The following is a 21,123-nucleotide window of genomic DNA, read 5'->3' on the forward strand; positions in this document are numbered from 1 at the left end:
GTCATGCACACCACAAAAAAAACAATTGCTCGAATCAATTCACGCTGCATCATTTGCTCCAAAATATTTTTCAATAATTACAGCACTTCTGGACTCCATGGATTCCGTCAGTACCCCGCACACATCTGCCACAATCAGTCGGGCAAATTTTTCCTCATCAAAATCTTGATAGGCAGTATGATTGCTGCCCCGATCAACATATCCACATGCTAGGAAAATTTCTCTAATTCGTTCGTTCATCGTTTCTCCTGAAATGTGGCCAGCCGCTGTTTGAGTTCAAGTTCCACATCATAGTGTTGTTTGCTCAGTCTCACAATCCAGGCACTCAACAGGCCCAGTTGATATGCAATCTCATCTGCGTTTTTGTACTGTCCGCATGAACTGACGGCATTTAGCACATCAATTATTTCTTTGTGATTTTTTACGTGAACCGTTAGGTTGTTATACATGCCATATCTCCTGGAACCCCTCTTCCAGTGTGGGTTCTTTTAAATTTTGTAGCATACTTAGCATCACATGATCCGGAATGCTTTTTCCTGGGCGGCCAGCCAGTCTACGAGCAAGTTCTGCAGGCTCGGGTGTGCCAAACACCACAGCAACATGCTCATAGTCCGGCAGCATGTGAAACTTTTTTCTACGGCTGGCCACAGTGGTTGAGGTTTGATCCCAGATCACTGAGTGGCCATGTTCTCGTGCAAACACCACCTGTTGAGCCATGAGATCCACAGCCTGAGGCATGTAATCCTCAAACACCTTGTTGTAGGTTTGGCCTTGTTGCTCAGCATAGGCTTCCACAAACGCATCTGTACTAACAATGGTCAAGCCCAGGGCCCATATTTGGTTCCGGATCCAGGTACTTTTACCCGAACCTGGCACTCCAATCAACTGATAACACTTAGACATGATGTCCTTTGATCTTGCCTTTTAAGGCTTGAGCGATAGCACGTTCCATGGTGATGGCAATTGCGCCAGTAGCATCCATGCCCACGTCCAGAGCACGATAATTTTCCAGGCTGCTGGTGTCACCGTGCAAGTGTCCGTGAAAGTGAACCGCACCGCGATGCATCTGGTCCCATTCTGCTATGGGATAATGAAACATCACCACTTTGGTTTCGTTGAACTGTGCATCCAGATACTTGTGTACTTGTTCAAAGCAGTCACGGAAATCTGGATCTTGCAACAGCTTACGGTCGTGGTTGCCTTCCACCAAGATCTTAACTCCATTCAGTCTACGCACAGTTGCCACGGCTTTTTCCGCAGGCAAGAATGCCACGTCACCCAGAATGTACACAGTGTCATCCACTCCAATCAGGTCGTTCCATTCTCGAATCATGGCCTCGTTCATGTAGGCCACATCGTCACGAAACCGTGCCCGTGACTCAGGGCAAAATTTCATGATGTTTTTGTGTCCCCAGTGGAGATCACTTGTGATCCAGGTTGTCATTATTGTAGTCTCTCAATGTTTAGGTTGTTCTTTTTTTGCAGGTTTCTTTTCTCGTCGGGCTTTTTCTTGTTCAACTGCTTTTTTCTGTGCCTCTGTCATGACCAATACTGTTTTGCATGTTTTTTTGGCAGGCGCTTTGGAAGACGCCTCGCTGGTTTCGCACACCCGTTGAGTTTTGTAAGCCGGGACAGGAGAAACCGCAATCAGTATCAGTACACAACAGATGTATTTCTTCACTGGTCAACGTCTCGACTTCGTTGGTTCATTCTTCAACTCCAAAATGTTCCTTGATAATCTCAGCAATATCCCAATTCATATTTTCTGCTTGATTCTTTGCGGCGATATCAGCACATTCCTGAACAATCAATTCGGCAAACACCTGTTTGATTTTGAGCACTTGGCTGTGACTCAGCCGGGTGTATGTTTCAGGCACTGCTGCATCCAGGGCCTGTGCCCACAGTTGATCAATTCGTTGGTTCATTTTGTTTCTCCTCTTGCTCGAAAATCTTTGGCAAATGCCGAGTTAACCAAGTCATATTCCTTTAGCAAATCCTCTACCTTCTCTCGCTCGGCTGCTGCTACCAGGGCGGCAAACTTTTCTTCATCAAAACCTTGGCCCAACACTTCACAGTTGATGCCTTGTATTTCAAATCTACACTGTTCGGCAAGTTGTTGAATTCGTTGGTTCATTCTATACCTCTATTCTTTGTGTCACGCTTTTGTGCCTGACGTTCTGTTTTCCAAAATACCCGTTTCCAATCTTTCAAGTGTTTCCACCATTGGGGAGGGCTGTCAAATTCCCTTGCTTTTTATTAGCCATGTTATCCTCCTACAAATTCCCGTACCCATTCAAATCTTGTGCTGGCAGGTACCCACTGGAACTGGCTCTTTCTGCGTTCAGATTGTTGCCAGTCCATGCATATCATCACCCAGCCAGGCTCAGAACTGAAGGCCACAGTTTCAGCAACCCGCACGACTTCTACAAATCGTCCGTCTGTTGTTTTTGCTACCATAACCATCATGTGTTGCTCCTTGCTGCTATGTATGTATTATAGCATTTTGAGCAATAAAGGTCAACCTAGGATTTTCTGTTTGCTTCGAATGAACAATAGCCCACAGTAGCGGGTCTACGCTCGGCTTGGATTTTGGCCCGTTCACAAGTGGCCTGACCAGCGTAGATGGCACTGCTAAATTGGGCAGGCTGTTCCCCTTGTGCCATGATGGTTATGACCAACAGCACCCACATGATTATCAATGCCACTGGCCTTGCAAACAATGCAAGAACTCATGACCCACTGTTCGCATGTCTACCTTTTCCGGCAGGATTATGTAGCAGCGATCAGGCCAATTCCAGGAGCAGGCTAGGGCACCACCCGGAAAACCGTTGAATCCAAACTCACGACTTTGTGCATTGCATGCCTCCAGCAATTTGGCTGCAGGAACGTATCGCACAGTCACAACGGTCTTTTCTGTTTGGTTCTTGCTCATGTCAAATATTCTACTGCCGGAATTGTTAAAATCCCAGGTCTGGGCCGGTGCGCCCACACACAGTAAACCACACATCAATAACGCAAGGGCTTTTTTCATTGTTCAACTCCAAAATGTTTTCTAATCTGTTTTGCCGCCCAACGAACACCTTTGTCCCATTCGTCATTGCTATCATTGGCAGTACATTGTTCGATACATTCTTTAACAATCAACTCGGCGAACTTTTCGTAAGTTGCGCCTGTTACAGACCAGACGGTGCGCTCTGGATCAAGACCCTCTTCGAGACATTTTGCCTTATGTTCCTCATAAGCCAGTTCCCCAGCCTGTTTCATAAGTTCCCAGATAAGTTCTTGTTTCATTCTTCAACTCCAAAATGTTTCGTAAATCTTTCTTGCCACTCAGCTAACCATGCAATATATTCAGTGGGTCTGTCAGCAGGTTCGAAACAATGATACGCATCGTCTTCAGCTTGTTCCATTAATCCGCACATTTCTTTAACAATCAACTGGGCGAACTTTTTTGCGTCAAACCCAATCTCTAACAACTCACCATTTACACCGTAAGTTTCAATTTGGCACTGTTCTAAAAGTTGTTGAATTTGTTGGCTCATACATATACTCCGGATTCATATCCATTTACACCTTTCACAACATCTTCCAGAGTGTAGGTATTGTCAAACAATCTTACTTCCTGGGGCCAGTCATCGATCACAGAATCACGGTTGCCATAGCATTGTAGTTTACCGTTGGGTAGACGCTGACCAGCAAGATCAAATCCTGCCACAAAAGGTTTGAATTTTTCATCCATATTGAATTTTTCTTTCATTCTTCAACTCCAGTTACTTCACAATAGTTACGTTCATTCATTTCTGGCTCCTTGTTGCTGCTATGTGTGTATTATAGCATTAGGGTGAATAAGGGTCAACCGATTTAGCACCCACGAACATCGCTGTTCAAGTTGGGTCTATGTTCACGTATGAGTTCACGCTCTAGTGTATGCGCAGCACTTTTGCCACGCACCACGTCCACGATCACCACTGTGAAACTGTCTGCACCGCGTTCACGCATGCACTCATACAGTGCCCAGCTCTTGTCTTCAGTTCTGCTGCGATAAACGTGCTTGTTGAAGCGAGTCTGCACACTTCGATTCACTGTGCTGGCAGTCTTGGCAGTGACGCCAATGTAGAAATCAGCACCAGATTGCAGCATGTAGATCACATGTGTACGATCTGTTCGCTTTTTACGGGGTGTGTTTTTTGCTTCCATGCGTGTATTATAGCATTTCGGCAAATATTGGTCAACCGGGCAAATTGTGGCAGTTTAGCAACAATTTCTGCTGCAACTCATAGTGTACAGCATCTGCGAATAATGGTCAACCGCTAGGTGCGTTCCAGATACCGCATGAACCGGTCAAAATCTCCGTACATGGTCAGCATCAAGGCCTGCTCACTGCCAAACAAGGTGATCTGCGGTTTCTTTCCTGTCTTGAGATAATAAGGGCAATCTAGCTTTCGATCCATCAGCAGCAGATGTCGCGGCAGCACTACCATGTTCACTGGAATATCAAACACATACGCCGCAATATCAATTGTGGCAATGGCCTGATAACCTGCTGTGGTCAGGCGCATGCCGCCCCTGTCGCGAGAATCCATCCACCAAGCGGCAAATGCTTCGCCAAACACAGGACAATCGTCTACCGGCAAGCCCTGTAAGATTTGTTGGGTGAGTTGGGCTTTATCGAGCATCGGGGTATATCTTTTCCCCTTGCTTTAGTAGCACTACTGAAAACTTGTCAGTGCGAAATTGCACATTCAATTTTCGTGCAAGATTGATTGCGTGTCCCGGGTTCGAAAACGAAACTTTTTTGTACTTGGGTCCAGGATACTGAGTCAGCAGATTAGAAGTCTTTAGGTTGATGGGTAGATTGTCAAAAAACACCGCCCATATCCCTTCGCTGGCCAACACTTGCTCAGATTTGTAAGTTTGTTTGTTGGTGTTTTCTATCAACACCTTTGGCTTTGGGCGACTCATGCAGTAATACTCCTACATTTATTTATCAGAAATGTATGTAGTTTAAAAGTCTTTGCCCGAGAGTTCCACGTTGACGATCTGTGAATTGTTTGTGTCCAGCAGTCGGCGTTGCAGTTCAGTGACTGCCAGTAGCATTTTGGTTATGTCACTGTGCAGGTCTTTGGCATCTCGCAGGCTCATGACAAAGTCCTTTTGCCCGCGAGATTCGTGTGCCTTTACTGAATCAACAAATCGATTTATGTGTATGCTCATCAGGAGAACTTGTTGAATGCGCCTTTTCGCTGCAGGAACGATTTGAGGTCGGGTGGTTGCCAGCCTTGTGGCTTGAGTACCTTGCCATCTTCACGCTTGCGCACCTTGCCATCTTCACCAATCTTGGCAAAGTTTGTGGCCATGACTTCTTTCCAGGCACCTTCACCATCGGCACCTATGGAGTGAATGGCACCAATGGTCACAACCAAGATATCAATCAAGGCGTCCAGTGTTTCTACTGCATCATCTGTGTCGCATGCCTGCGCCAGTTCTTTGCATTCTTCATCAATCAAATTTCTATACAACATGAACTGTGCCATGTTGTGTTGTGCAACCGTTTGGTCGCAGGCCTTCATGAATTTTTCCTGATCACGGAAGAGGTTTGACATTGGCTTCTTCTTTGGTGTAAAATGGACCTTGGTATTGATAGCGTTGCAAGGTAATAAGTTTGGGACTCTGTTCAATGGTCCAGGTTCTGCGTTGTTTGACTTGATACCAGCCAGCAGCATACCAGGACCTGGATTTTTTATTCTTGGTGTACAGGGGCAACTTGTGCTGCACATCCCAGATGGGATTGTACACTCGTGAACCAGATGGATAGCCTTGCACTTGATAACTGGCAGGTTCCTTTGACGGGCGATTGCCTACAGCAGCAAATTCAATATCGCCTTGTTTACGGATCATGGCCATGGTCTTGAATGGCGTGACCTTGTTGTTGATCTTGACTGCAAAGCCATCATCAGTGGCTTCAATGTTGCCGACCTTGCGATCGTCTTGTTTCAAAATCCAGAACTGATCTTTGACTATGGGTTTAGCTACTATGTTCATTCAGTACTCCTTTATAGGTTTCATTCAACCAGCGTCCAAAGCTGTCTGCTGAGTCGCTGCACTTGACCAATTCATACTTGCCACAGAATCTCAAAAAGTGACTGCCTACTTGGCCCACATCCTTGTGACTAACTTGAGCACGTATGGCAGCATCCACCAAGTCCCGGATCTCTTGTGGCTGTGCTGTAAGATCAATCAAGGCACGATTGCGTTCGTAATCATCTAGTACTCTGTGTTCAGCACCATTGTGGTCGGACCAACGTTGCAACATGAGATTGTTCCAGGCATAGCCTTTCTTGCCCATGTCGCCAAACGCTTCTTCTAGTCCGACTTTGTTCTTGGTGCCCCTGGTTCGCACACCAGGGTACGCTGAAAACACATTGTCACTGGTATCACCACGCATGCACTTTTCAAACAACAACCAAGCAGGATCAGGCACAGTCTTGGGCAGCTTGGTCTTTTTGTCCTTGATCAGTTGACCCTTGACATCAAAGATTCCGTCTAGCGTGATCAGCTCATCAGTGATACCATTGTACTGTTTGACATTGGGGGCAATCAGCTGCACAAAGTCTGTGTCTGAACTGACCACTATGTGTTCATCTTGGGGGTGTAGAGCTATCCATCGTGCAATGATATCGTCCGCTTCGGCCTGTGGCTCACGTATCACACTGCAATTGGTCTTGTTGCTGAGATATTTAGTCAGCTCATCATAGGTTTCCCAAAACAGCTTGTCCTCTTCGGCCTGCTCATCATTCATGGCAGCACGAGCCACTGCACGATTGGCCTTGTAGGGTTTGTAGTAATCCTTGCGCCAGCTGCGCCCTTCAAGACAGAAAATCACATGGTCTGCTTGAAAACGCCGCACAACCTTGTTTGCACTCATTAGAGTTAGATACAGTGCAAATCCCAACTTGGTCCAGGAGTCCGCAGCACGATGTGCTTGATGCCGTGCTCGAAAGAACATGTTGCTTGTGTCAATAAGAAGGTATTTCATCAGGGCCCAGTAGTTGGTTATCTTTAATGTATTGTAACACATGTTCCGCCCAAAAGCAATGGGCATCTTGTCCAAAATGCCAACTATCTGCATTTACTGTGCAGAATCCTTGGCGTCTGAGTACTGAGTCATAGGTTTGATCAGCACTGTACGGGCTCATGTAAGTGGCTTTCCAGTCCTGCTGCTGTGTGATATTGCCAAAATGACTGTTACCGTTGAACATCAAATGCCGTACACCTTGTTGTTCAAGTTCGCAATGAAATTGCCAAATGTCTCGATGTGCTTGTTCACTGCACTTGATCCAGTCTATGTCAGTCACAAATTGTCGATATCGATCTTGTAATTCTGCAGGCACTTGATCTATGCCGCTGGCATTGACCTGCCACCAGGTGCGATCATGCCACCATTCTTGCCGTTCCCAGGTGCTCCATTGAATCAGCACAAACAGGTCTGATACGTCTTGTTTGTTTTGTTTGACCCAGTCTCGAGTGGTTCTCATGATGCGTGAATTGGATCCACCTGCTTGTGCATCAAGATACAGTATTGCCCGTAGCCAGTTGGCCAATTCGCATCCAAAGCTCGCACGTTCATTGTCGGGATGTGGTTGCTGTCCTAGACCCCAGTACATGCCGTCATCCTGTGCCCAGGCGTGTGGTACGGCTGCTTCAGCGGCAGCAGCATGGCTGTCACCGTTAACATAAAGGATTGTCATTTATTGTGGAATCAAAACTACAAATGGGAATTTACAACGATGGCATAACGATAGATGTAAACACAAATGATCACGATACTTCAGAGCGACCGTCACCAATACTGGTACTGCGTACCCACACGCCTGATTTGTTTATGGCTTCTTCCTGTTCCCAGGTTTCCATCACAACATGGCGGCACACATTCTGGAACCAACGATCTACTATCTCAGCATCAGTGTCGTCCTTCTTGATCATGTAGCCGGCTTTGACCAGTCGTGCCACAAAGATTTCGTTCCAGTCTAGTTCAAACGCACCCTGATGCAGATTGTCAAGATCCACGTCCAGGCTCAAGATGTTCACATATGGTTCATTGGCATCGGTTGCCAGTTGTTTAGCACTCTTGACCGGTGCCTTGGGTTTGGGTGGGGAGGGTGCCACCGGTGCCTCAGCTGCCTTTTTTTGCTTGGAAAATTTATCAAACAGTCCCATATCAATCCTCTTTTATTTCCATCCAAGTATGATCGCCCATGTATTTTACCTGTGCCACATACTCGTAATCTTCTGGAGCTCCAGTACTCCAGTTTGTTGGTCCATTAGGTACCAACAACATTTTTTCTAATCTCTTTTCCCACACCAACCAGTAACTCTTGCCCATGACCAATTTAAACTGAAACTCTGCACCATGTACTGCATCTGTTATTTCCAGTCTGCGTTTGATCTGCTGTGCCTGTTCTTCCAGCACACGAACCAAGGTCATTATACGATCGTACTCTTGCTGGGCATACATCCTGGCATGATTGATCATTAGATCTTTTTGTTCAGTAACCGGAACCAGATCAAATTTGGGACCACCGGCTTCGGTAGCATACGGAGTAACATTCCTGTTAAGGAATGGAATGATTGCTCCGGTACTGATACTATCGTAGCTTTCGCGACCTTTAAGTATATTTGGTTTGTCAGTCACTCTCTCAAGTGCCCCATTCGTTCTTGAACAAGGGTACCTGCAGTCGATCACTATAACGCAATCCATTCTTCATGGCAAAGTTTGCCACAGCCCGGTTGTTCAAAGCATACACACTTTCCACACCACCAATGGGCATCAGATAAACATGTCCTGTAAATCCAGCTGCACGATAGATGTCAACGGTTTCCAATGCTTCCTCAGCATCTTGCTCTGTGGCAATTACCAGTTTGAGATAGGTGTTGCCAACATCTTGGTACTCACACACAATCTCTGGCCGAATAGCTTCATGTCTCGATTCACCAGAGCAACTGAGTTTGGCACTTACTGAGAACGTAATTTCTCTTTTGTCGCTGCCAAAGGTCCAGTCTGTCAAATATTCTTTAAATTTAGAATCAAGTTTTTGAGTGCCATTGGTCTCAAATGTGATTTCTTTGAGTCTATTCATACTAGCATGTGACAGCAGGTCAGGATAAGCACGTTGCCATCCTAGTAACGGCTCACCGCCTGTGATAACTAAGTGTTCATCTTCCCAACGCTTTTGCGGAAGTATTTCCATAATGCGATTTACAATAGCATTGCTTTCAAGCATTGGACTTAGATCTTTGAATCGTGGATCCCAGCTGGCGTAGCTGTCACAGCCTGTGCTGACAAGTGGAAGCTCAGTGTAATCTTTAAATTCTGCGATACGTGCAGCAATTGCTTCAACCTCTTGGCTGGATTTGCCCGTCGGCATTCCAAAGCCCGCACATTTAAAGTTGCATCCAAATGTTCTCAAGAACACGCTGGGCACACCCATGTAGCGTCCTTCACCTTGTATGCTGTAGAACAGCTCTGCTATTTTTAGTTTGCTCATATTTTCCGTGCTTTAATCAACAAATGCCATCCCAGGTATTCTTTGACTGCTGCTCGCATTTCTTCGGGCATGGCAGCAAACCAGGGTTCTAATTCGTACTCGCCTGCGCGGTACTTGGGTACATTATACATGAAACAATGATCTTGTCTAATCCTTAGGACCTCAAATTGTCCTTGTAGCAGATCGTAAATTTCTTCTCGGCTGTAGGCCTTGGCATATGGGCAATCGGATTGTGCTTCAAATTGATCCAGACCTTTTTGGATCATGGTATACTTCCAGGAATTCTTTGCATACACCAGCATACGGAATTCACCCATGGGTCTCAATGCATTATGAATGTTGTCCAGACACGCAGTCATGTCCGGATAGTGATGCAATACACCACATGAGTACACCAGATCAAACTGTCCTAGACTGGCCACGGCTGCACTATCTGCACCATTCATCACATGAAACTCTCCGGCCAGATCAAATAGTTCAAATCGTTGACGACTCATGGCCACAGATTCTGCAGAAAGATCAATGCCCACATAGTCGGCGCCGTGCCGTGCAAATTCCACTGCATCAGATCCAATACCAGATCCTATTTCCAGCACACGTTTGCCGCGCCACGAGTGAAAACCAGCAAAGTCACGCAGATGTGGTTCTACAAAAAATCTACGCTCAGTAACTTCATTCCAGTACTGCTCTGTACCGGGTGTACTCAAACTGTGCTTGATGTTGCAGGGCTGTGCATTCCAGTACTGCTTGATTTTGTCTATTAGTTCAGTGGTCAAGTTCGTGTATCTTCCATTGTTTCAATAGGCCTTTTTTGTCCAGGGCTGCCATTTTTTCCCATATATCTACTTTGTTCTCTATTCCCAACTTGAAGTGGGTCAGGTCGTAGCCAAGTGGTGCCAGATAGTTGCCAATCATCATGGCTTCTTGCATGCGACGTTTACGCCAGGTAACATGATTGAAGTCTCTGGGATTGTTGGGATTGCCTTCCAGCATGGGACGATTTTTGAAAACATCATCGCCATTCATGCCAGTTAGATCATAACGTTGATGTTCCACCATCACAGGTATAGTGACCACAATGTCCAACATCCATCCAATTTGACTGGTCCATGCATCATTGATCTGATGAGGCGACAAGTGCCCGGTAATTTCTACCCACTTGCGTGGCAGGATAGGAAATATAGCATATGGATGCTCGTGATTGGTTTCAGCTCTAAGCAATGCAAACTGATCATTGTGAGAACGAATAACGTCATCCCATCCTGTAGTGGTCATTACTGCATCGTCATTCCAGAAGAACATCCATGCGCCTTGACTATTTTCAGCCAGCTTGTTGAGATATTCATTGAGTCTGATGTAGCCCAGCCGTTTGAATTGCATGGCAGTGTATGTGACTTTTTTGCTGTCCAGATACGGAGCAATCACATCAACAAAATACTCAATGGTATCTGTGTCATCATCGTCAAACGCAATCAATACTTCAATTCGCTCTGGCGCTGATGCTGTGTCAATTAGAGTGCGCAGACAATCTTCCATGGGGCCCGGCCGTTCGCGAACCGGCAACAGTACGCTGATATCTATGTTGGGGTTTTGTTCAAGTAAACTCATGTTGTTGCGTATGTGATAGTGGTTTTTCCAAAGTTGCGTTTTCGACCAAAGTACATGTTCTCTAAAAATCGATCTTCGCTCATGCTTGGTGATTCTGTGGTGGCAAATTGATAAACAGTGCTATTTTTCAATTCAGTATTGTCCAAGATATATCCCAAGAAGTCATAGTCAAATTCCTGTGTGATTGGCAGAGATTTTAGATCTCTGTAGTCAATCACATAATTTCTTTGAAACTGCAACAATTGGCGTTTCACTTGTGAATCTATATTATAGTGGTTGTCTAGGAATTTGTCAAGCAAATCAAACACATGGTTGATCATTTTGTCTTTGACCATGTACAGGGTGGTTCGGTATATGAGGTTCCAGCCAAAAACTTCAATGTTGCCAATTGTGGGATGATCTATGCGACCCTTGGCCGTCCAGTTTCCAAAGTAACTGCGGGTCTCAACAAATTGCAACTGGAACCAAGGATCTTTTTGTACCCAGGCATACAGGTCTTCATAGAACTTTGAGTAATCAATATCTTGATGCTTGGCCAAATATCTGGCAATGTAGGTTGACAGTCCGTTGATGTGAAAGGTCTGTATGAAACTGGACCATACTAGAGTATCCAACATGGTTTCTCGTGGTATGGTCTTGGTGCTTACTATCACTTCAATACTTTCATTGAGATCAACATCACCATAGCTGCCACTCATGTAGTCATACACCGGTACTGATTCCAACTTGTACAGTTTCTTCTGCAACAGGTTCATCTCTGCATTTTCCAACAGCTGGCATTGTAGGATGTTGATACCACCGTGATTGCCTGCTCGGAAGATCTTCCAGAAAGCTTCCTTCCAGGATTCCACAGTCTCGCCAGGCAAGCCCAGTATCAGTTCTGTGTACACAGGAATATTGTTCTTGTCGCATAACGCAAAGATCTCATCAATCTTGTGTTGATCAAGATTTCTGCGCTTGATATTTTCCAGCACGTCATTGTCCATGCTCTGTACACTGACTGTGAGACCTTGTCCAAAGTTGGGACTCTCGTTAATCAGTTTTTTCACAATGTCCACTACTTCGTTCTTTTGATTCTTGGCCCAGGTCATGGAAAAACTTTCCAGTTTGCCCCAACGTTTTTGAACTTCAATCAGTTTGTCCACGATCATGTTGTCACGTTCTACAAACATACCAAAGTTGGCATCAGTGATTGTGACAAATCCACAGTGTTCGCCAATCCAGTCCAGTTCGTCAAACACACGTTCGAGTTCAAACTTCTTGACCTTGTTGTAGGTAAGACTGCCCCAGTCGCAGAATGTGCATTGATATGGACAGCCGCGATTTGTTTCCAGTGTGGCATTCCAGATAACATCAGGATTGTCAGCCATCATACGATCAAACACACCGGTTAGATATGGACTAGGGACCTCGTCTAGATCATTGATACGTTTTGGATCTCCAGTGTTGATCAAGCCAGTGGGAGAGTTGATCAAGAGCCCGGGAATATGTGTGTAATCAGAACCGTGGTCTTCTAGGATGTGTCGGAAAGTCATCTCGCCTTCCATCTTGATTACCAGATCCATAAAAGGTTCTTTTTCAAACAAGTCAGCATGTTCAATAGCAGGCTCGGGACCGCCAAACACAATCAAACATGTGGGGTTGAGGGCCTTGACTCTCTGTGCCAACCGATAGTTATATTGGTGATTCCAAACATAAGTTGAAAAAGCAACTACATCACTGGTGCTGAGTTTTAGGGCCAAGAGCTCAATTGGTTCTCTGCGCCAGACCAGGTGATCTAACTCCCAGGCTGCACTGACTTTTTTGCTGGCCAGAGCATAACTCAAGATTACACCGGCTGAATAAGGCAGGTAGTAGGCATTGAACTCTTTGGGACCTTGCTGGAAGTTGGGTTGAACGAAGCTGATTTTCTTTTTTGTCATGTGGTATTTACTCTTCGTGCTATGACATCAACTTGATTGTTGATCCAACCATATTCTAATATTCATTAGTCCTGGAACTCGTTGTCCTCACGATGTCCCTGTCGACCAGCCATGTTTGAATCGGTTTCGCGAACTTCTACCTTGCAGCACCAAACACGGGCTGCTTCTTCCGATCCGCAGTTGGGCAAAAAGATTGTGTTCACATACTCATACAAGAAGTCAGCAATGCCTTCGCATCCGGTTTTTTCAACTTCTGTGATCTTGGCCAACTTGAGTCTGCCCAGTTCCAGCAGGTGTTCACGCATGGGATCATCTTGTGCCACCAGCAAGGTATGGTCAAACCAATCTTCTAACACAGCCTTGAGTGGCTTTAGTCCGCCAAAGTCTGTGCACCAGTTTCTAGCATCAAGTGTATCACACTCGAATTCAAAGTGAAAGCTCATGGCATAACCATGAATTAGATTGCAGTGACTTTGCGCACGCCACTGACGATAAGCAACAGGTCCAATTTGCTTGTATGTTTTTGTTGAAAAATATTTCTTTGCCATTATGTTCTCCTATGTGTATTATAGCATAGGCAGCAGAGTTTGTATAGCGGGAATGATGCCAGAAAGGCCGCTGTTGGATAATATTTAGTATGACATTATAGTGTTTTCATCATGATAGTTTTGTATCCTGGAGACACATCTTGTATACTGTAGAAACTTTCCAATAAATTTTTAAGAGCTATTACCCGACTAGTAAATCTCCAAATTGGCCACTTGTGTTCAGCAGCATGCTCGTATATTTCCAATTGCCGCTTAACTCGCTCAACAAAATCTAAATCTGGGTTGATCTCAGACCGCCATAACCCATTGATTGCAATTTCTTGACTATCAACAAACTTAATCTTGTAGGTATCTATCATACGGCTCAATGGGGTCTCTTCTAGAATCAACAAAGGTTGCCCAAGTTCTAGTCCATTGATAGTGCCTGAGGCAACGTACTTTTTCCATCGTGGTAGCATGGCCAATGTTTCTTGATGATCTTGTAATGTTTCTGTAACGTACCCCGGAAACATTAAAAATGTGCAGTGTAGTTTGTTTTTTTGAAACTGTTCTAATTGATATTCAATGTCATCATTGGTAAAGTTTTTTCCCATCTCCTGCCTTATGCGATCACTGCCAGTTTCAATCCCAACATAAAATGTTCCACCACCGGCTTTGGAAATCATTTCAAAATGTTCAGGACTAACGGTTTTTTTATTTCTAAAAATAAATTGGCCGCCCCATTTGATTTGATCTGCAAATTGATAGTTAGTCAATATTTCGCACATATTAGAGAACGATTTTAAGCTGCCATTGACTAGACTATCGGTGAAATAAAACTTTTGTACTCCGTGGTATTCGTAATTGTGTATAATTTCTCTAGCAATGTGTTCGCCGCTGCGAAATCTGTATTTGGGCCAGAATGAAGCAACGTCACAGTAGGTGCATTTACGAACACATCCTCTGCTACCTTCGATGTAGATATCTCTAACTTTTTCAATATAATCATATGCATCTAAGTCAAAGTGCTTGTAATCTAATAGAGGCAAGGTATCTAAATTTTCAATTTGTGCAGGGTCAAGATTGTTAATACCTTTGCCGTTGAGTCCGTCAAGATACAAGGGTAATGTTTCTTCGCATTCGCCTTTGATATAATCGTCTATTAGATTAACTCGTTTAAAATAACCCACAAACGATTCTAGGGTATTGCCCTTGATTGAAGTAAACGCACCACTACCGCCTACTAGGATTTTAAAAGGTCTGTTTGGGCCAATTTTTGCAAGCAAGCGGTCAGCAAAGAAATGATTGCTCATACCAAATACACTAAGCATGATGTATTTGTAGGAAGATAGATTGTAATCTGTTTGAAACTTGATAATAAAATTATCAACAAAATCTAATTCTTGTTGAGTGGGAAGTCTATACTTGTCCCATACAGAATCAAAACTGTAGTAGTTTATTTCTTGATCTTTGCAATAATGATAAAATTTTATATTTAGATCAACAGCTTCCACCTGATGCCCGTGATTTTCACATACCGTAGCCACAATAGCAGCACTAATAGGTGGCCGATGAGGTTCTAACCGGGGAATAGATACTACTAATATTTTATCACTCATGCTGTTTAATTATATTTTTTATTTCTTGAACAATCTCTAGGCCTGATTCATAGTGGAATGTTTCTGTGTTGTTGCTAAAATAAGATCGATTAGTATCATGTTCCTGTTTGTATTTTGCATCAATCAAAAAGTCATAAACAGGAACACTATACTCAAATGTAAATGCACCGTTAAACGACATAGTTCCGTTTGTTTTGCAGTTACCGTATTTTGATTTAAATTCTTCGGTTTCGTATTGTAATTGATTTTTGGTCCAGGTGACATTGTATGTCAACTCAGAAAGCAAGTGATCTATTGAAACGTCATCGAACATGATATTTATCAGCTGTAGCATTAGTTCGCCCTGGCCACCGCCAGTCACGTCTAAATCCCATATACCATTGTCGCCAAAACTTTTGTTATATAACTCTAAGGTTAGGTGATTGAGTTTTTCTGGCTCTGGAGTAACGGTGTATGTCAAATGTGTTGTGGGAGAGTTGATCTCACAATCATCTAACAATGACTGATTATGATAAATTTTTACCGCTGGCCACTTGTTGTAAAAAGTAGGTTTAAAGTATATATCTATTTTCATAACAGCAACAAACTTGTATTAATTTTCATTAGCTGGCAATTGATAACCACCAGAATGATAGTTGGCTTGACCATGTATTACACCCCGTACACCGCCCACAGGATCTGCACAGTCGTCGGTGCGCCTAGGTATCAAATGCACATGCGGATACATCACTGTCTGCCCGGCCACAGTGCCTGAGTTTATTCCAATGTTGAATCCTTGGCAATAATCTTTTTCTACCAGTTCCTGCCCATAACGCAGTGCTGATTCAAAACAGTCTCCGATCACAGCGGCAGTATTGTATTTGGGCACAAACAACAAATGACCCTGTGTCACAGGATATCGATCACGAAACACAGCCACATGGAAATCTGTTACGTTAAGGACTTCTAGATCCCATGGAGCAATTTTGTCCTGCTGCGCTTGTTCTAGATCAGTCATGCCTTGTTCTAGATCAGTCATGCCTTGTTCTAGATCAGTCATGCCACCTCCACCACGTGATATCTACTGTAGGGATAGTTGGCATGCAACCATTCAATCATGCCCGGCTCCCAGGGCAAGAACACAGTGCGAGCTTGGTTGGAAATGTACTGTTTCATCGCGGTGCAAACTCCTGTTGTAGTTTGATATTGTCAAAGAACTCTTTCTTTGTGCCTTCGTCATCCTTGAATGCACCTTTGAGCACAGTGGTCTGTGTCAAACTACTATGTGCCATGATGCCGCGATTCTCACAGCAGCCATGAATGGCCTGTATGTACACTGCTACATCGTCGGTGTCGGTGGCCTTCATTATTTCTCTAGCGATGTCATTGCAGAGTTCTTCCTGCAAAGTACCCCGCCTAGCGCACCACTGAGCAATGCGAGTATACTTAGACAAACCAATAAGTTTTTGTGCGGCGATGATGCCAATGTAAGCGACACCGCTAACGGGCTGATGATGGTGACTGCACATAGAGCGCAACTCGCTACGCACCACCAACATGCCTTCGTAACGGTCCGTCGAATCATTTGGAAATGCTGTTGCATCTGGTGCTGGTTCATATCTACCTGCCATAATTTCGTTGTAGTACATCTTGGCCAAGCGTCGGGCTGTGCCTTGGCTGTTGGGATCGTTTTTGCGATCAATCAGCAAGGTGTCTAACACTTGTTCAAATGCCACTGTGGCTTCTTTGATCAAGATTTCTTTGTCGTCTTCTTTGAGATAATCACTAATGTTATCTCCGGCCCAGAATCTTTTGCCGTCGTTGTTCATTCGATCGCGAATCACTTGCGATAAATTTTTACTTGTGTCCATTTTTATTCTCCGATGATAGCGCAGTGGATTGCGTTTGTTAAGTATACACTATTTAGGTCGTAGTGTCAAGATGTAATAGAGATTTCTCTGCAATCAGGATAAACTACCAAAGGCATGTTGGGTGGTGTTTGCTCGAACCCTTGTAGTACAGTCAGGGCCTGTACAGCTTCTTCTATGGTGGGCTTGTAGTGATAACCTACTCGAAATGTTCGTTGTGTGGGCCAGGGTGCGATAGAGAGATCACGGCCGTCATATCGTTGTTGAATCATGGTCTCGTATGCTGCCGGATCATCTAGCAAGATAGCACCACCGCGCCCCACGCTCAAGGGTTTGCCATGCCCAAAGCTCACACACTGCATCTGTCCTGGGCGATACATGTTGTGTTCCATGTGTCTAGCACTGTCCCAGATCCTGGTGTTGTGAAATTGATACTCAGTAGTCCAACGCTGCCATGCATGATCTAAGTAAGAGTATTCAATGCCCAGCTTGTGCATCAGCATGGGAATACTCAGATAGGTGTAGGGTGTGAACGTGACTGACTGTGGTTGATCATGTCTCAAGCACAGTTCAATAGCATGTGTGCAGCAATCAGTCATGATCGCATAAGGTGCACCAGTGTATTTGGCCAGTGCTGTTTCAAACTCAAGTATCTTGTGGAACATGTTATCGATTGTACCAGGCCCATGCATGTGATATCATGTCATGTAGATCATGCCTGCGCCATGCACCACCTGAGATCTCATCAATCTTGGCTGCACTGGCAGTCAGTATGGGAGGATCGCCTGGTCTAGCTGCACCGATGTTCATGATCACAGCATGTCCAGTGACTTGTTGTGCCTGTGTGATAATTTCTTGATTGCTAACACCTGTGCTGGTACCTAGATTGTACACACCTGATTCCAGTTGAGAGTCCAGGGCCAGTCTGTGTGCCCGTGCAATGTCTTCCACATGCACATAGTCTCGAACGCAGGTGCCATCTGGAGTGGCATAGTCAATGCCATTCAGTGTGAACTCTTGACCCTGCATGATACTTTCTAGTACTCGAGCAATGATGTGTGTTGCGCCAGGCTCTTGTCCGTGACGGCCCTGACTGTCTGCACCGCAGGCATTGAAGTAACGAAATGCCACATAGTCTAGACCATATGCACGATGATAACTTGCCAAGATCTGCTCTATCATCAGTTTGCTTTCACCATAGGGACTGATGGGTTCTCTGGGATCAACTTCGTGACACGGAGTCATGACGGGTTCTCCATACACCGCTGCACTTGAACTAAAGATGAATCTGGCTCGTGGCACAGCAGCCATAACAATGTTCAGCAGGTTAAGAGTCTTGACCACATTGTTGTGGTAGTAATCACTGGGCTTCAGGATGCTAGGACCAACCAAGCTGGTGCCTGCACAGTGTATGACGGCTGTGGGTTGTGCGGAGATCAACCGACGATATGCTTCGTCGCTGTTAAAGTCTGCCTGCACAAAGTCCATGACATCTTCGAGATGATGCGGTAAGGGTCTGCGATCAATGCCAACCACAGTGTGTCCTGCATCTTTCAACAGCAGTGCAATTTCACCGCCAATGTAGCCTGCGGCACCTGTTACTACAATGGTGCTCATGACAGAGCCTGTTGTAGTCGATACTTGGCTGTGGCAGCATGATCGCGATATCGATTGCCATCCCTAGCCCAGATGTCGCCTTTGCCTTCAATGATGTCAATCACACGATCCACTGTGCCATTGGTCCAGTCGCTGATCCGGCCCATGTTCTTGTGTGGCGCTAACAACAACTTTTCCAGTTTGTTCAGTGCATCTTCTATGGACCAAGGCACATACAGTCTCTCATGATCGTTGGCAAACGTTTCAGGAAAACTTCTGTACGCAGGATACAACACATTGGCGCCTAGTGCATCTGCTTCACTCACTGTGTTTGATACCCAGTCTTGCAGCGCACAGTTGAACACCACACGGCTGTCATTGACAATGTTGTAGTATTCATTCTTGCCTAGATCTTGATGAATAGTTAGTTTGCCTGCGGCTTCTAGTTCCTGGGTTCTGGCCATGTAGGAGTCATTGTTGGACTTTAACATGCCGCCTGAGCAGATACAAAACTCCACAGCAGTCAAAGGATGACGTCGATGGTATGCTTCAATTAGATCCATGTAGAAATCCGGCTGCTTCTCTTGATCCCATCTTGCAGAAAACACCACACGATGACGGCGTTGGGAAAACGGGAGAATGCTTGCTGGGCCGCCCACACGTTCTTGTACTTCTTCTTTGCCAAATGCTAGTCCTGAGATGTTGTAGATAGGAGCCGTCCACCCTGCAATACGCATGTGAGCAACCATCTCTTCGTTGGTGGCAAGTACTCCGGTTACAAACTCATTAACCATTTGCTCATAAAGTCCCATCCATTTAGCCATACCCCAAACGTGAACAAAATCATCAGGGTCGATAGACTGAGCGAGACAACGAACATAAATGCGAGGCCGCAGCTCAGCAGGTACCTGGTCCAGTATGTACGGAAGTGATTCAATACCTGGTTGAAACATGTCTTCAAAATAGATAACGTCTTCATGTGTGACCTCACCATTCTTCATGAGTTGCACCAAGTTCATCATCTGGCTCATACCAAAGTAACTGCGCCCGTGTGCGTCCAGAACTTGACCAACACTGATGGCTTGTGTGTTATCTATAGTTATGCCTGGCACATACACAACATCTAGTCCACGGCGATCAAACACACGCCGATTCCATTCTGTTAGCTGTAATGTGTATCTTGATTCATACGACTCCAGTCCACAATAAAATAATTTTCTCATTTGTTTACTAGTCCTTTCATATACTGATCTCTCAAACTCTGTACCTGCTGATCTTGGGCCCAGACCTCATTGGGGTAAAGTCTACTTTCAACTTGTCTAAATGCTGTACCGCCTGATTTGTACTTGTCTGTGGTGGAGATAGCTCGGTCTCTGTCTTCCAACACACGATTTTCAACAGCACCTAGTCTTCTATTTAGGTTGGTGACATCATTCACTAATCTTCTCAGCGGACCACGCTCAATAGAGGTCCTGGCTTCGGGTCTTGTTAGTGCAACAATCATCAGCAAGCCCCGCAAGGCGTCAATCACACGCGGATCCTCACTGATCAGTGCTTCATCAAACATGCGGATAAAGCGATCTAGATCAAAGTCTGCAGAATCTTTTTCTCTCGAGGCGCTCATGCAGGACGATGTCCAGCCAGTCTACGAGCATCTTCCCACCACATGTTCTTGGCATTCTTGCCTTGGTGCCACTTGTTGAACTGTTGCCATGCATAGCTCTTGAAGTTGTAGAGGTCGCTTTCGTTGTAGCGATATCCGTATTCCTGACAAAACTCCTGGTACGCTTCGAGATCCTCAAAGATCTCAGTCACACGGGGATTGGGTTTGAAAGACAATTTGGCCATAATAGCTCCTTTAAAAATAATAACTAGACATTTGATTGTTGGCACGCCATTGATCATGCAGTTGTTGTGCTTGTGCTAGATCAATGTTGATACCGAGGAAACTATTTAGACGATCCCATGCAGTAGTGTAATTTATAACAGAATGCCAGAGTTCTGTCAATGGAAAAGAGAATATGTCAGCCTCTTGACCGGTAAAATATGTGTTGTACATTTGTGGCTGATACAAAAAATGTTGTTCTTCTTGCAGATAATAATCGTGGCTTTGTTGGCCTAATCGGTTCTGACGAGTTTGTAATAAACGTTTATCATGTGATGTGTCGATGGTCACAATCACAAATCTTTTTTGTTCAATGGCATTGATTTCGGATCTATACTGAGCAAGTTCACCAAAGTGTCCGTGCAGGATAAAATTGCCCGAACTAGCCAATGCATCAGCCATGCGATATTCATTCATGTTGCGACCAGATGTGCTGTGAACCTCTCTATTGCCAGTATTGTACGGCTCAAGATTAAGATCACTGCTGTTGGCAAATACACCACTAGCACACAAAAGATTTTTGAGATGATTGCCGCCACCTGAGGGTGGGTAAGCAATAATAGTGGCTTGCACG

At 44.8% G+C, this 21,123-nt stretch carries 34 protein-coding genes; all 34 read right to left on the minus strand.

Annotated elements, in window-relative coordinates; genetic code table 11:
- Window positions 1–39: 39 nt before the first annotated feature.
- Window positions 40–240 carry a hypothetical protein gene (locus ABW391_RS00780; protein WP_353479901.1) on the minus strand — a complete coding sequence of 67 codons (201 nt, stop codon included), beginning with the start codon at window positions 238–240 and terminating at the stop codon, window positions 40–42.
- On the minus strand, window positions 237–449 hold the full coding sequence (locus tag ABW391_RS00785) for a hypothetical protein (protein ID WP_353479902.1): 213 nt from the start codon (window positions 447–449) through the stop codon (window positions 237–239). Before ABW391_RS00785 ends, ABW391_RS00780 begins: the two co-directional genes overlap by 4 nt.
- Window positions 442–903 (minus strand): AAA family ATPase, encoded by a 462-nt coding sequence (locus ABW391_RS00790; RefSeq protein ID WP_353479903.1) that lies wholly within the window; start codon window positions 901–903, stop codon window positions 442–444. The genes ABW391_RS00785 and ABW391_RS00790 overlap by 8 nt, the downstream gene beginning before the upstream one ends.
- Window positions 896–1,444: a hypothetical protein gene (locus ABW391_RS00795; protein WP_353479904.1), complete on the minus strand. Its 549-nt coding sequence runs from the start codon at window positions 1,442–1,444 to the stop codon at window positions 896–898. Before ABW391_RS00795 ends, ABW391_RS00790 begins: the two co-directional genes overlap by 8 nt.
- Before the next feature lie 262 nt (window positions 1,445–1,706).
- Window positions 1,707–1,925, minus strand: a complete 219-nt coding sequence (locus tag ABW391_RS00800) for a hypothetical protein (RefSeq protein WP_353479905.1) — start codon at window positions 1,923–1,925, stop codon at window positions 1,707–1,709.
- Entirely contained in the window at window positions 1,922–2,134 is a 213-nt protein-coding gene (locus ABW391_RS00805) for a hypothetical protein (protein ID WP_353479906.1), read from the minus strand. The genes ABW391_RS00800 and ABW391_RS00805 overlap by 4 nt, the downstream gene beginning before the upstream one ends.
- A gap of 561 nt (window positions 2,135–2,695) precedes the next feature.
- The gene (locus ABW391_RS00810; RefSeq protein WP_353479907.1) at window positions 2,696–2,932 is read right to left on the minus strand and encodes a hypothetical protein; all 237 of its coding nucleotides are present in this window, start codon (window positions 2,930–2,932) and stop codon (window positions 2,696–2,698) included.
- A gap of 95 nt (window positions 2,933–3,027) precedes the next feature.
- The gene (locus ABW391_RS00815) at window positions 3,028–3,291 is read right to left on the minus strand and encodes a hypothetical protein (protein ID WP_353479908.1); all 264 of its coding nucleotides are present in this window, start codon (window positions 3,289–3,291) and stop codon (window positions 3,028–3,030) included.
- Window positions 3,288–3,542, minus strand: a complete 255-nt coding sequence (locus ABW391_RS00820) for a hypothetical protein (protein ID WP_353479909.1) — start codon at window positions 3,540–3,542, stop codon at window positions 3,288–3,290. Before ABW391_RS00820 ends, ABW391_RS00815 begins: the two co-directional genes overlap by 4 nt.
- Window positions 3,539–3,757: a hypothetical protein gene (locus ABW391_RS00825; protein ID WP_353479910.1), complete on the minus strand. Its 219-nt coding sequence runs from the start codon at window positions 3,755–3,757 to the stop codon at window positions 3,539–3,541. Before ABW391_RS00825 ends, ABW391_RS00820 begins: the two co-directional genes overlap by 4 nt.
- A 104-nt stretch (window positions 3,758–3,861) precedes the next feature.
- Complete coding sequence (locus tag ABW391_RS00830; protein ID WP_353479911.1) at window positions 3,862–4,197, minus strand: GIY-YIG nuclease family protein; 336 nt, start codon at window positions 4,195–4,197, stop codon at window positions 3,862–3,864.
- Window positions 4,198–4,310: 113 nt separating this feature from the next.
- Window positions 4,311–4,676, minus strand: coding sequence for a hypothetical protein (locus ABW391_RS00835; RefSeq protein ID WP_353479912.1), 366 nt, complete (start codon window positions 4,674–4,676; stop codon window positions 4,311–4,313).
- Between the two features lie 328 nt (window positions 4,677–5,004).
- On the minus strand, window positions 5,005–5,214 hold the full coding sequence (locus ABW391_RS00840) for a hypothetical protein (protein WP_353479913.1): 210 nt from the start codon (window positions 5,212–5,214) through the stop codon (window positions 5,005–5,007).
- Window positions 5,214–5,603, minus strand: a complete 390-nt coding sequence (locus ABW391_RS00845) for a pyrophosphohydrolase domain-containing protein (protein ID WP_353479914.1) — start codon at window positions 5,601–5,603, stop codon at window positions 5,214–5,216. Before ABW391_RS00845 ends, ABW391_RS00840 begins: the two co-directional genes overlap by 1 nt.
- A complete protein-coding gene (locus tag ABW391_RS00850) occupies window positions 5,584–6,042 on the minus strand; it encodes a hypothetical protein (protein ID WP_353479915.1) in 459 nt (152 codons plus the stop codon). Before ABW391_RS00850 ends, ABW391_RS00845 begins: the two co-directional genes overlap by 20 nt.
- Entirely contained in the window at window positions 6,026–7,036 is a 1,011-nt protein-coding gene (locus ABW391_RS00855; RefSeq protein ID WP_353479916.1) for an XPG/Rad2 family endonuclease, read from the minus strand. The genes ABW391_RS00850 and ABW391_RS00855 overlap by 17 nt, the downstream gene beginning before the upstream one ends.
- Window positions 7,017–7,748 carry a DUF6071 family protein gene (locus tag ABW391_RS00860; RefSeq protein WP_353479917.1) on the minus strand — a complete coding sequence of 244 codons (732 nt, stop codon included), beginning with the start codon at window positions 7,746–7,748 and terminating at the stop codon, window positions 7,017–7,019. The genes ABW391_RS00855 and ABW391_RS00860 overlap by 20 nt, the downstream gene beginning before the upstream one ends.
- Before the next feature lie 70 nt (window positions 7,749–7,818).
- Window positions 7,819–8,217, minus strand: a complete 399-nt coding sequence (locus tag ABW391_RS00865) for a hypothetical protein (protein ID WP_353479918.1) — start codon at window positions 8,215–8,217, stop codon at window positions 7,819–7,821.
- Between the two features lies 1 nt (window position 8,218).
- On the minus strand, window positions 8,219–8,692 hold the full coding sequence (locus ABW391_RS00870; protein WP_353479919.1) for a DUF2452 domain-containing protein: 474 nt from the start codon (window positions 8,690–8,692) through the stop codon (window positions 8,219–8,221).
- A gap of 4 nt (window positions 8,693–8,696) precedes the next feature.
- On the minus strand, window positions 8,697–9,545 hold the full coding sequence (locus ABW391_RS00875; protein ID WP_353479920.1) for a 7-carboxy-7-deazaguanine synthase QueE: 849 nt from the start codon (window positions 9,543–9,545) through the stop codon (window positions 8,697–8,699).
- Window positions 9,542–10,321, minus strand: coding sequence for a class I SAM-dependent methyltransferase (locus ABW391_RS00880; protein ID WP_353479921.1), 780 nt, complete (start codon window positions 10,319–10,321; stop codon window positions 9,542–9,544). Before ABW391_RS00880 ends, ABW391_RS00875 begins: the two co-directional genes overlap by 4 nt.
- Entirely contained in the window at window positions 10,311–11,153 is an 843-nt protein-coding gene (locus ABW391_RS00885) for a glycosyltransferase family 2 protein (protein WP_353479922.1), read from the minus strand. Before ABW391_RS00885 ends, ABW391_RS00880 begins: the two co-directional genes overlap by 11 nt.
- Window positions 11,150–13,075 (minus strand): B12-binding domain-containing radical SAM protein, encoded by a 1,926-nt coding sequence (locus ABW391_RS00890; RefSeq protein WP_353479923.1) that lies wholly within the window; start codon window positions 13,073–13,075, stop codon window positions 11,150–11,152. The genes ABW391_RS00885 and ABW391_RS00890 overlap by 4 nt, the downstream gene beginning before the upstream one ends.
- A 65-nt stretch (window positions 13,076–13,140) precedes the next feature.
- The gene (locus ABW391_RS00895; protein WP_353479924.1) at window positions 13,141–13,623 is read right to left on the minus strand and encodes a 6-carboxytetrahydropterin synthase; all 483 of its coding nucleotides are present in this window, start codon (window positions 13,621–13,623) and stop codon (window positions 13,141–13,143) included.
- 95 nt (window positions 13,624–13,718) lie between these two features.
- Window positions 13,719–15,221, minus strand: coding sequence for a B12-binding domain-containing radical SAM protein (locus ABW391_RS00900; protein ID WP_353479925.1), 1,503 nt, complete (start codon window positions 15,219–15,221; stop codon window positions 13,719–13,721).
- Window positions 15,214–15,795, minus strand: a complete 582-nt coding sequence (locus tag ABW391_RS00905; protein ID WP_353479926.1) for a hypothetical protein — start codon at window positions 15,793–15,795, stop codon at window positions 15,214–15,216. The genes ABW391_RS00900 and ABW391_RS00905 overlap by 8 nt, the downstream gene beginning before the upstream one ends.
- Window positions 15,796–15,813: 18 nt before the next feature.
- Window positions 15,814–16,260, minus strand: coding sequence for an HIT family protein (locus ABW391_RS00910; protein ID WP_353479927.1), 447 nt, complete (start codon window positions 16,258–16,260; stop codon window positions 15,814–15,816).
- A gap of 112 nt (window positions 16,261–16,372) precedes the next feature.
- A complete protein-coding gene (gene folE, locus ABW391_RS00915) occupies window positions 16,373–17,071 on the minus strand; it encodes a GTP cyclohydrolase I (protein ID WP_353479928.1) in 699 nt (232 codons plus the stop codon).
- 65 nt (window positions 17,072–17,136) lie between these two features.
- Complete coding sequence (locus ABW391_RS00920; protein WP_353479929.1) at window positions 17,137–17,733, minus strand: DegT/DnrJ/EryC1/StrS family aminotransferase; 597 nt, start codon at window positions 17,731–17,733, stop codon at window positions 17,137–17,139.
- Window position 17,734: 1 nt separating this feature from the next.
- Window positions 17,735–18,685, minus strand: coding sequence for a UDP-glucose 4-epimerase GalE (gene galE, locus ABW391_RS00925; protein ID WP_353479930.1), 951 nt, complete (start codon window positions 18,683–18,685; stop codon window positions 17,735–17,737).
- Window positions 18,682–19,887 (minus strand): glycosyltransferase family protein, encoded by a 1,206-nt coding sequence (locus ABW391_RS00930; protein ID WP_353479931.1) that lies wholly within the window; start codon window positions 19,885–19,887, stop codon window positions 18,682–18,684. The genes galE and ABW391_RS00930 overlap by 4 nt, the downstream gene beginning before the upstream one ends.
- Window positions 19,884–20,288 carry a hypothetical protein gene (locus ABW391_RS00935; protein WP_353479932.1) on the minus strand — a complete coding sequence of 135 codons (405 nt, stop codon included), beginning with the start codon at window positions 20,286–20,288 and terminating at the stop codon, window positions 19,884–19,886. Before ABW391_RS00935 ends, ABW391_RS00930 begins: the two co-directional genes overlap by 4 nt.
- Complete coding sequence (locus ABW391_RS00940) at window positions 20,285–20,512, minus strand: hypothetical protein (RefSeq protein ID WP_353479933.1); 228 nt, start codon at window positions 20,510–20,512, stop codon at window positions 20,285–20,287. The genes ABW391_RS00935 and ABW391_RS00940 overlap by 4 nt, the downstream gene beginning before the upstream one ends.
- A gap of 10 nt (window positions 20,513–20,522) precedes the next feature.
- Window positions 20,523–21,122 (minus strand): hypothetical protein, encoded by a 600-nt coding sequence (locus ABW391_RS00945; RefSeq protein ID WP_353479934.1) that lies wholly within the window; start codon window positions 21,120–21,122, stop codon window positions 20,523–20,525.
- Window position 21,123: the final 1 nt, after the last annotated feature.

Origin of the sequence: Haliscomenobacter sp., from assembly GCF_040403615.1 — a bacterium.
In the GTDB taxonomy this organism is placed as follows: Bacteria; Bacteroidota; Bacteroidia; order Chitinophagales; family Saprospiraceae; genus Haliscomenobacter.

Bases quoted from the DNA above. Each gene is read 5' to 3' on its own strand.
- ABW391_RS00780 (WP_353479901.1), bottom strand. From the start codon at position 240: ATGAACGAACGAATTAGAGAAATTTTCCTAGCATGTGGATATGTTGAT.
- ABW391_RS00785 (WP_353479902.1), bottom strand. From the start codon at position 449: ATGTATAACAACCTAACGGTTCACGTAAAAAATCACAAAGAAATAATT.
- ABW391_RS00790 (WP_353479903.1), bottom strand. From the start codon at position 903: ATGTCTAAGTGTTATCAGTTGATTGGAGTGCCAGGTTCGGGTAAAAGT.
- ABW391_RS00795 (WP_353479904.1), bottom strand. From the start codon at position 1,444: ATGACAACCTGGATCACAAGTGATCTCCACTGGGGACACAAAAACATC.
- ABW391_RS00800 (WP_353479905.1), bottom strand. From the start codon at position 1,925: ATGAACCAACGAATTGATCAACTGTGGGCACAGGCCCTGGATGCAGCA.
- ABW391_RS00805 (WP_353479906.1), bottom strand. From the start codon at position 2,134: ATGAACCAACGAATTCAACAACTTGCCGAACAGTGTAGATTTGAAATA.
- ABW391_RS00810 (WP_353479907.1), bottom strand. From the start codon at position 2,932: ATGAGCAAGAACCAAACAGAAAAGACCGTTGTGACTGTGCGATACGTT.
- ABW391_RS00815 (WP_353479908.1), bottom strand. From the start codon at position 3,291: ATGAAACAAGAACTTATCTGGGAACTTATGAAACAGGCTGGGGAACTG.
- ABW391_RS00820 (WP_353479909.1), bottom strand. From the start codon at position 3,542: ATGAGCCAACAAATTCAACAACTTTTAGAACAGTGCCAAATTGAAACT.
- ABW391_RS00825 (WP_353479910.1), bottom strand. From the start codon at position 3,757: ATGAAAGAAAAATTCAATATGGATGAAAAATTCAAACCTTTTGTGGCA.
- ABW391_RS00830 (WP_353479911.1), bottom strand. From the start codon at position 4,197: ATGGAAGCAAAAAACACACCCCGTAAAAAGCGAACAGATCGTACACAT.
- ABW391_RS00835 (WP_353479912.1), bottom strand. From the start codon at position 4,676: ATGCTCGATAAAGCCCAACTCACCCAACAAATCTTACAGGGCTTGCCG.
- ABW391_RS00840 (WP_353479913.1), bottom strand. From the start codon at position 5,214: ATGAGCATACACATAAATCGATTTGTTGATTCAGTAAAGGCACACGAA.
- ABW391_RS00845 (WP_353479914.1), bottom strand. From the start codon at position 5,603: ATGTCAAACCTCTTCCGTGATCAGGAAAAATTCATGAAGGCCTGCGAC.
- ABW391_RS00850 (WP_353479915.1), bottom strand. From the start codon at position 6,042: ATGAACATAGTAGCTAAACCCATAGTCAAAGATCAGTTCTGGATTTTG.
- ABW391_RS00855 (WP_353479916.1), bottom strand. From the start codon at position 7,036: ATGAAATACCTTCTTATTGACACAAGCAACATGTTCTTTCGAGCACGG.
- ABW391_RS00860 (WP_353479917.1), bottom strand. From the start codon at position 7,748: ATGACAATCCTTTATGTTAACGGTGACAGCCATGCTGCTGCCGCTGAA.
- ABW391_RS00865 (WP_353479918.1), bottom strand. From the start codon at position 8,217: ATGGGACTGTTTGATAAATTTTCCAAGCAAAAAAAGGCAGCTGAGGCA.
- ABW391_RS00875 (WP_353479920.1), bottom strand. From the start codon at position 9,545: ATGAGCAAACTAAAAATAGCAGAGCTGTTCTACAGCATACAAGGTGAA.
- ABW391_RS00885 (WP_353479922.1), bottom strand. From the start codon at position 11,153: ATGAGTTTACTTGAACAAAACCCCAACATAGATATCAGCGTACTGTTG.
- ABW391_RS00890 (WP_353479923.1), bottom strand. From the start codon at position 13,075: ATGACAAAAAAGAAAATCAGCTTCGTTCAACCCAACTTCCAGCAAGGT.
- ABW391_RS00895 (WP_353479924.1), bottom strand. From the start codon at position 13,623: ATGGCAAAGAAATATTTTTCAACAAAAACATACAAGCAAATTGGACCT.
- ABW391_RS00900 (WP_353479925.1), bottom strand. From the start codon at position 15,221: ATGAGTGATAAAATATTAGTAGTATCTATTCCCCGGTTAGAACCTCAT.
- ABW391_RS00905 (WP_353479926.1), bottom strand. From the start codon at position 15,795: ATGAAAATAGATATATACTTTAAACCTACTTTTTACAACAAGTGGCCA.
- ABW391_RS00910 (WP_353479927.1), bottom strand. From the start codon at position 16,260: ATGACTGATCTAGAACAAGGCATGACTGATCTAGAACAAGGCATGACT.
- folE (WP_353479928.1), bottom strand. From the start codon at position 17,071: ATGGACACAAGTAAAAATTTATCGCAAGTGATTCGCGATCGAATGAAC.
- ABW391_RS00920 (WP_353479929.1), bottom strand. From the start codon at position 17,733: ATGTTCCACAAGATACTTGAGTTTGAAACAGCACTGGCCAAATACACT.
- galE (WP_353479930.1), bottom strand. From the start codon at position 18,685: ATGAGCACCATTGTAGTAACAGGTGCCGCAGGCTACATTGGCGGTGAA.
- ABW391_RS00930 (WP_353479931.1), bottom strand. From the start codon at position 19,887: ATGAGAAAATTATTTTATTGTGGACTGGAGTCGTATGAATCAAGATAC.
- ABW391_RS00935 (WP_353479932.1), bottom strand. From the start codon at position 20,288: ATGAGCGCCTCGAGAGAAAAAGATTCTGCAGACTTTGATCTAGATCGC.
- ABW391_RS00940 (WP_353479933.1), bottom strand. From the start codon at position 20,512: ATGGCCAAATTGTCTTTCAAACCCAATCCCCGTGTGACTGAGATCTTT.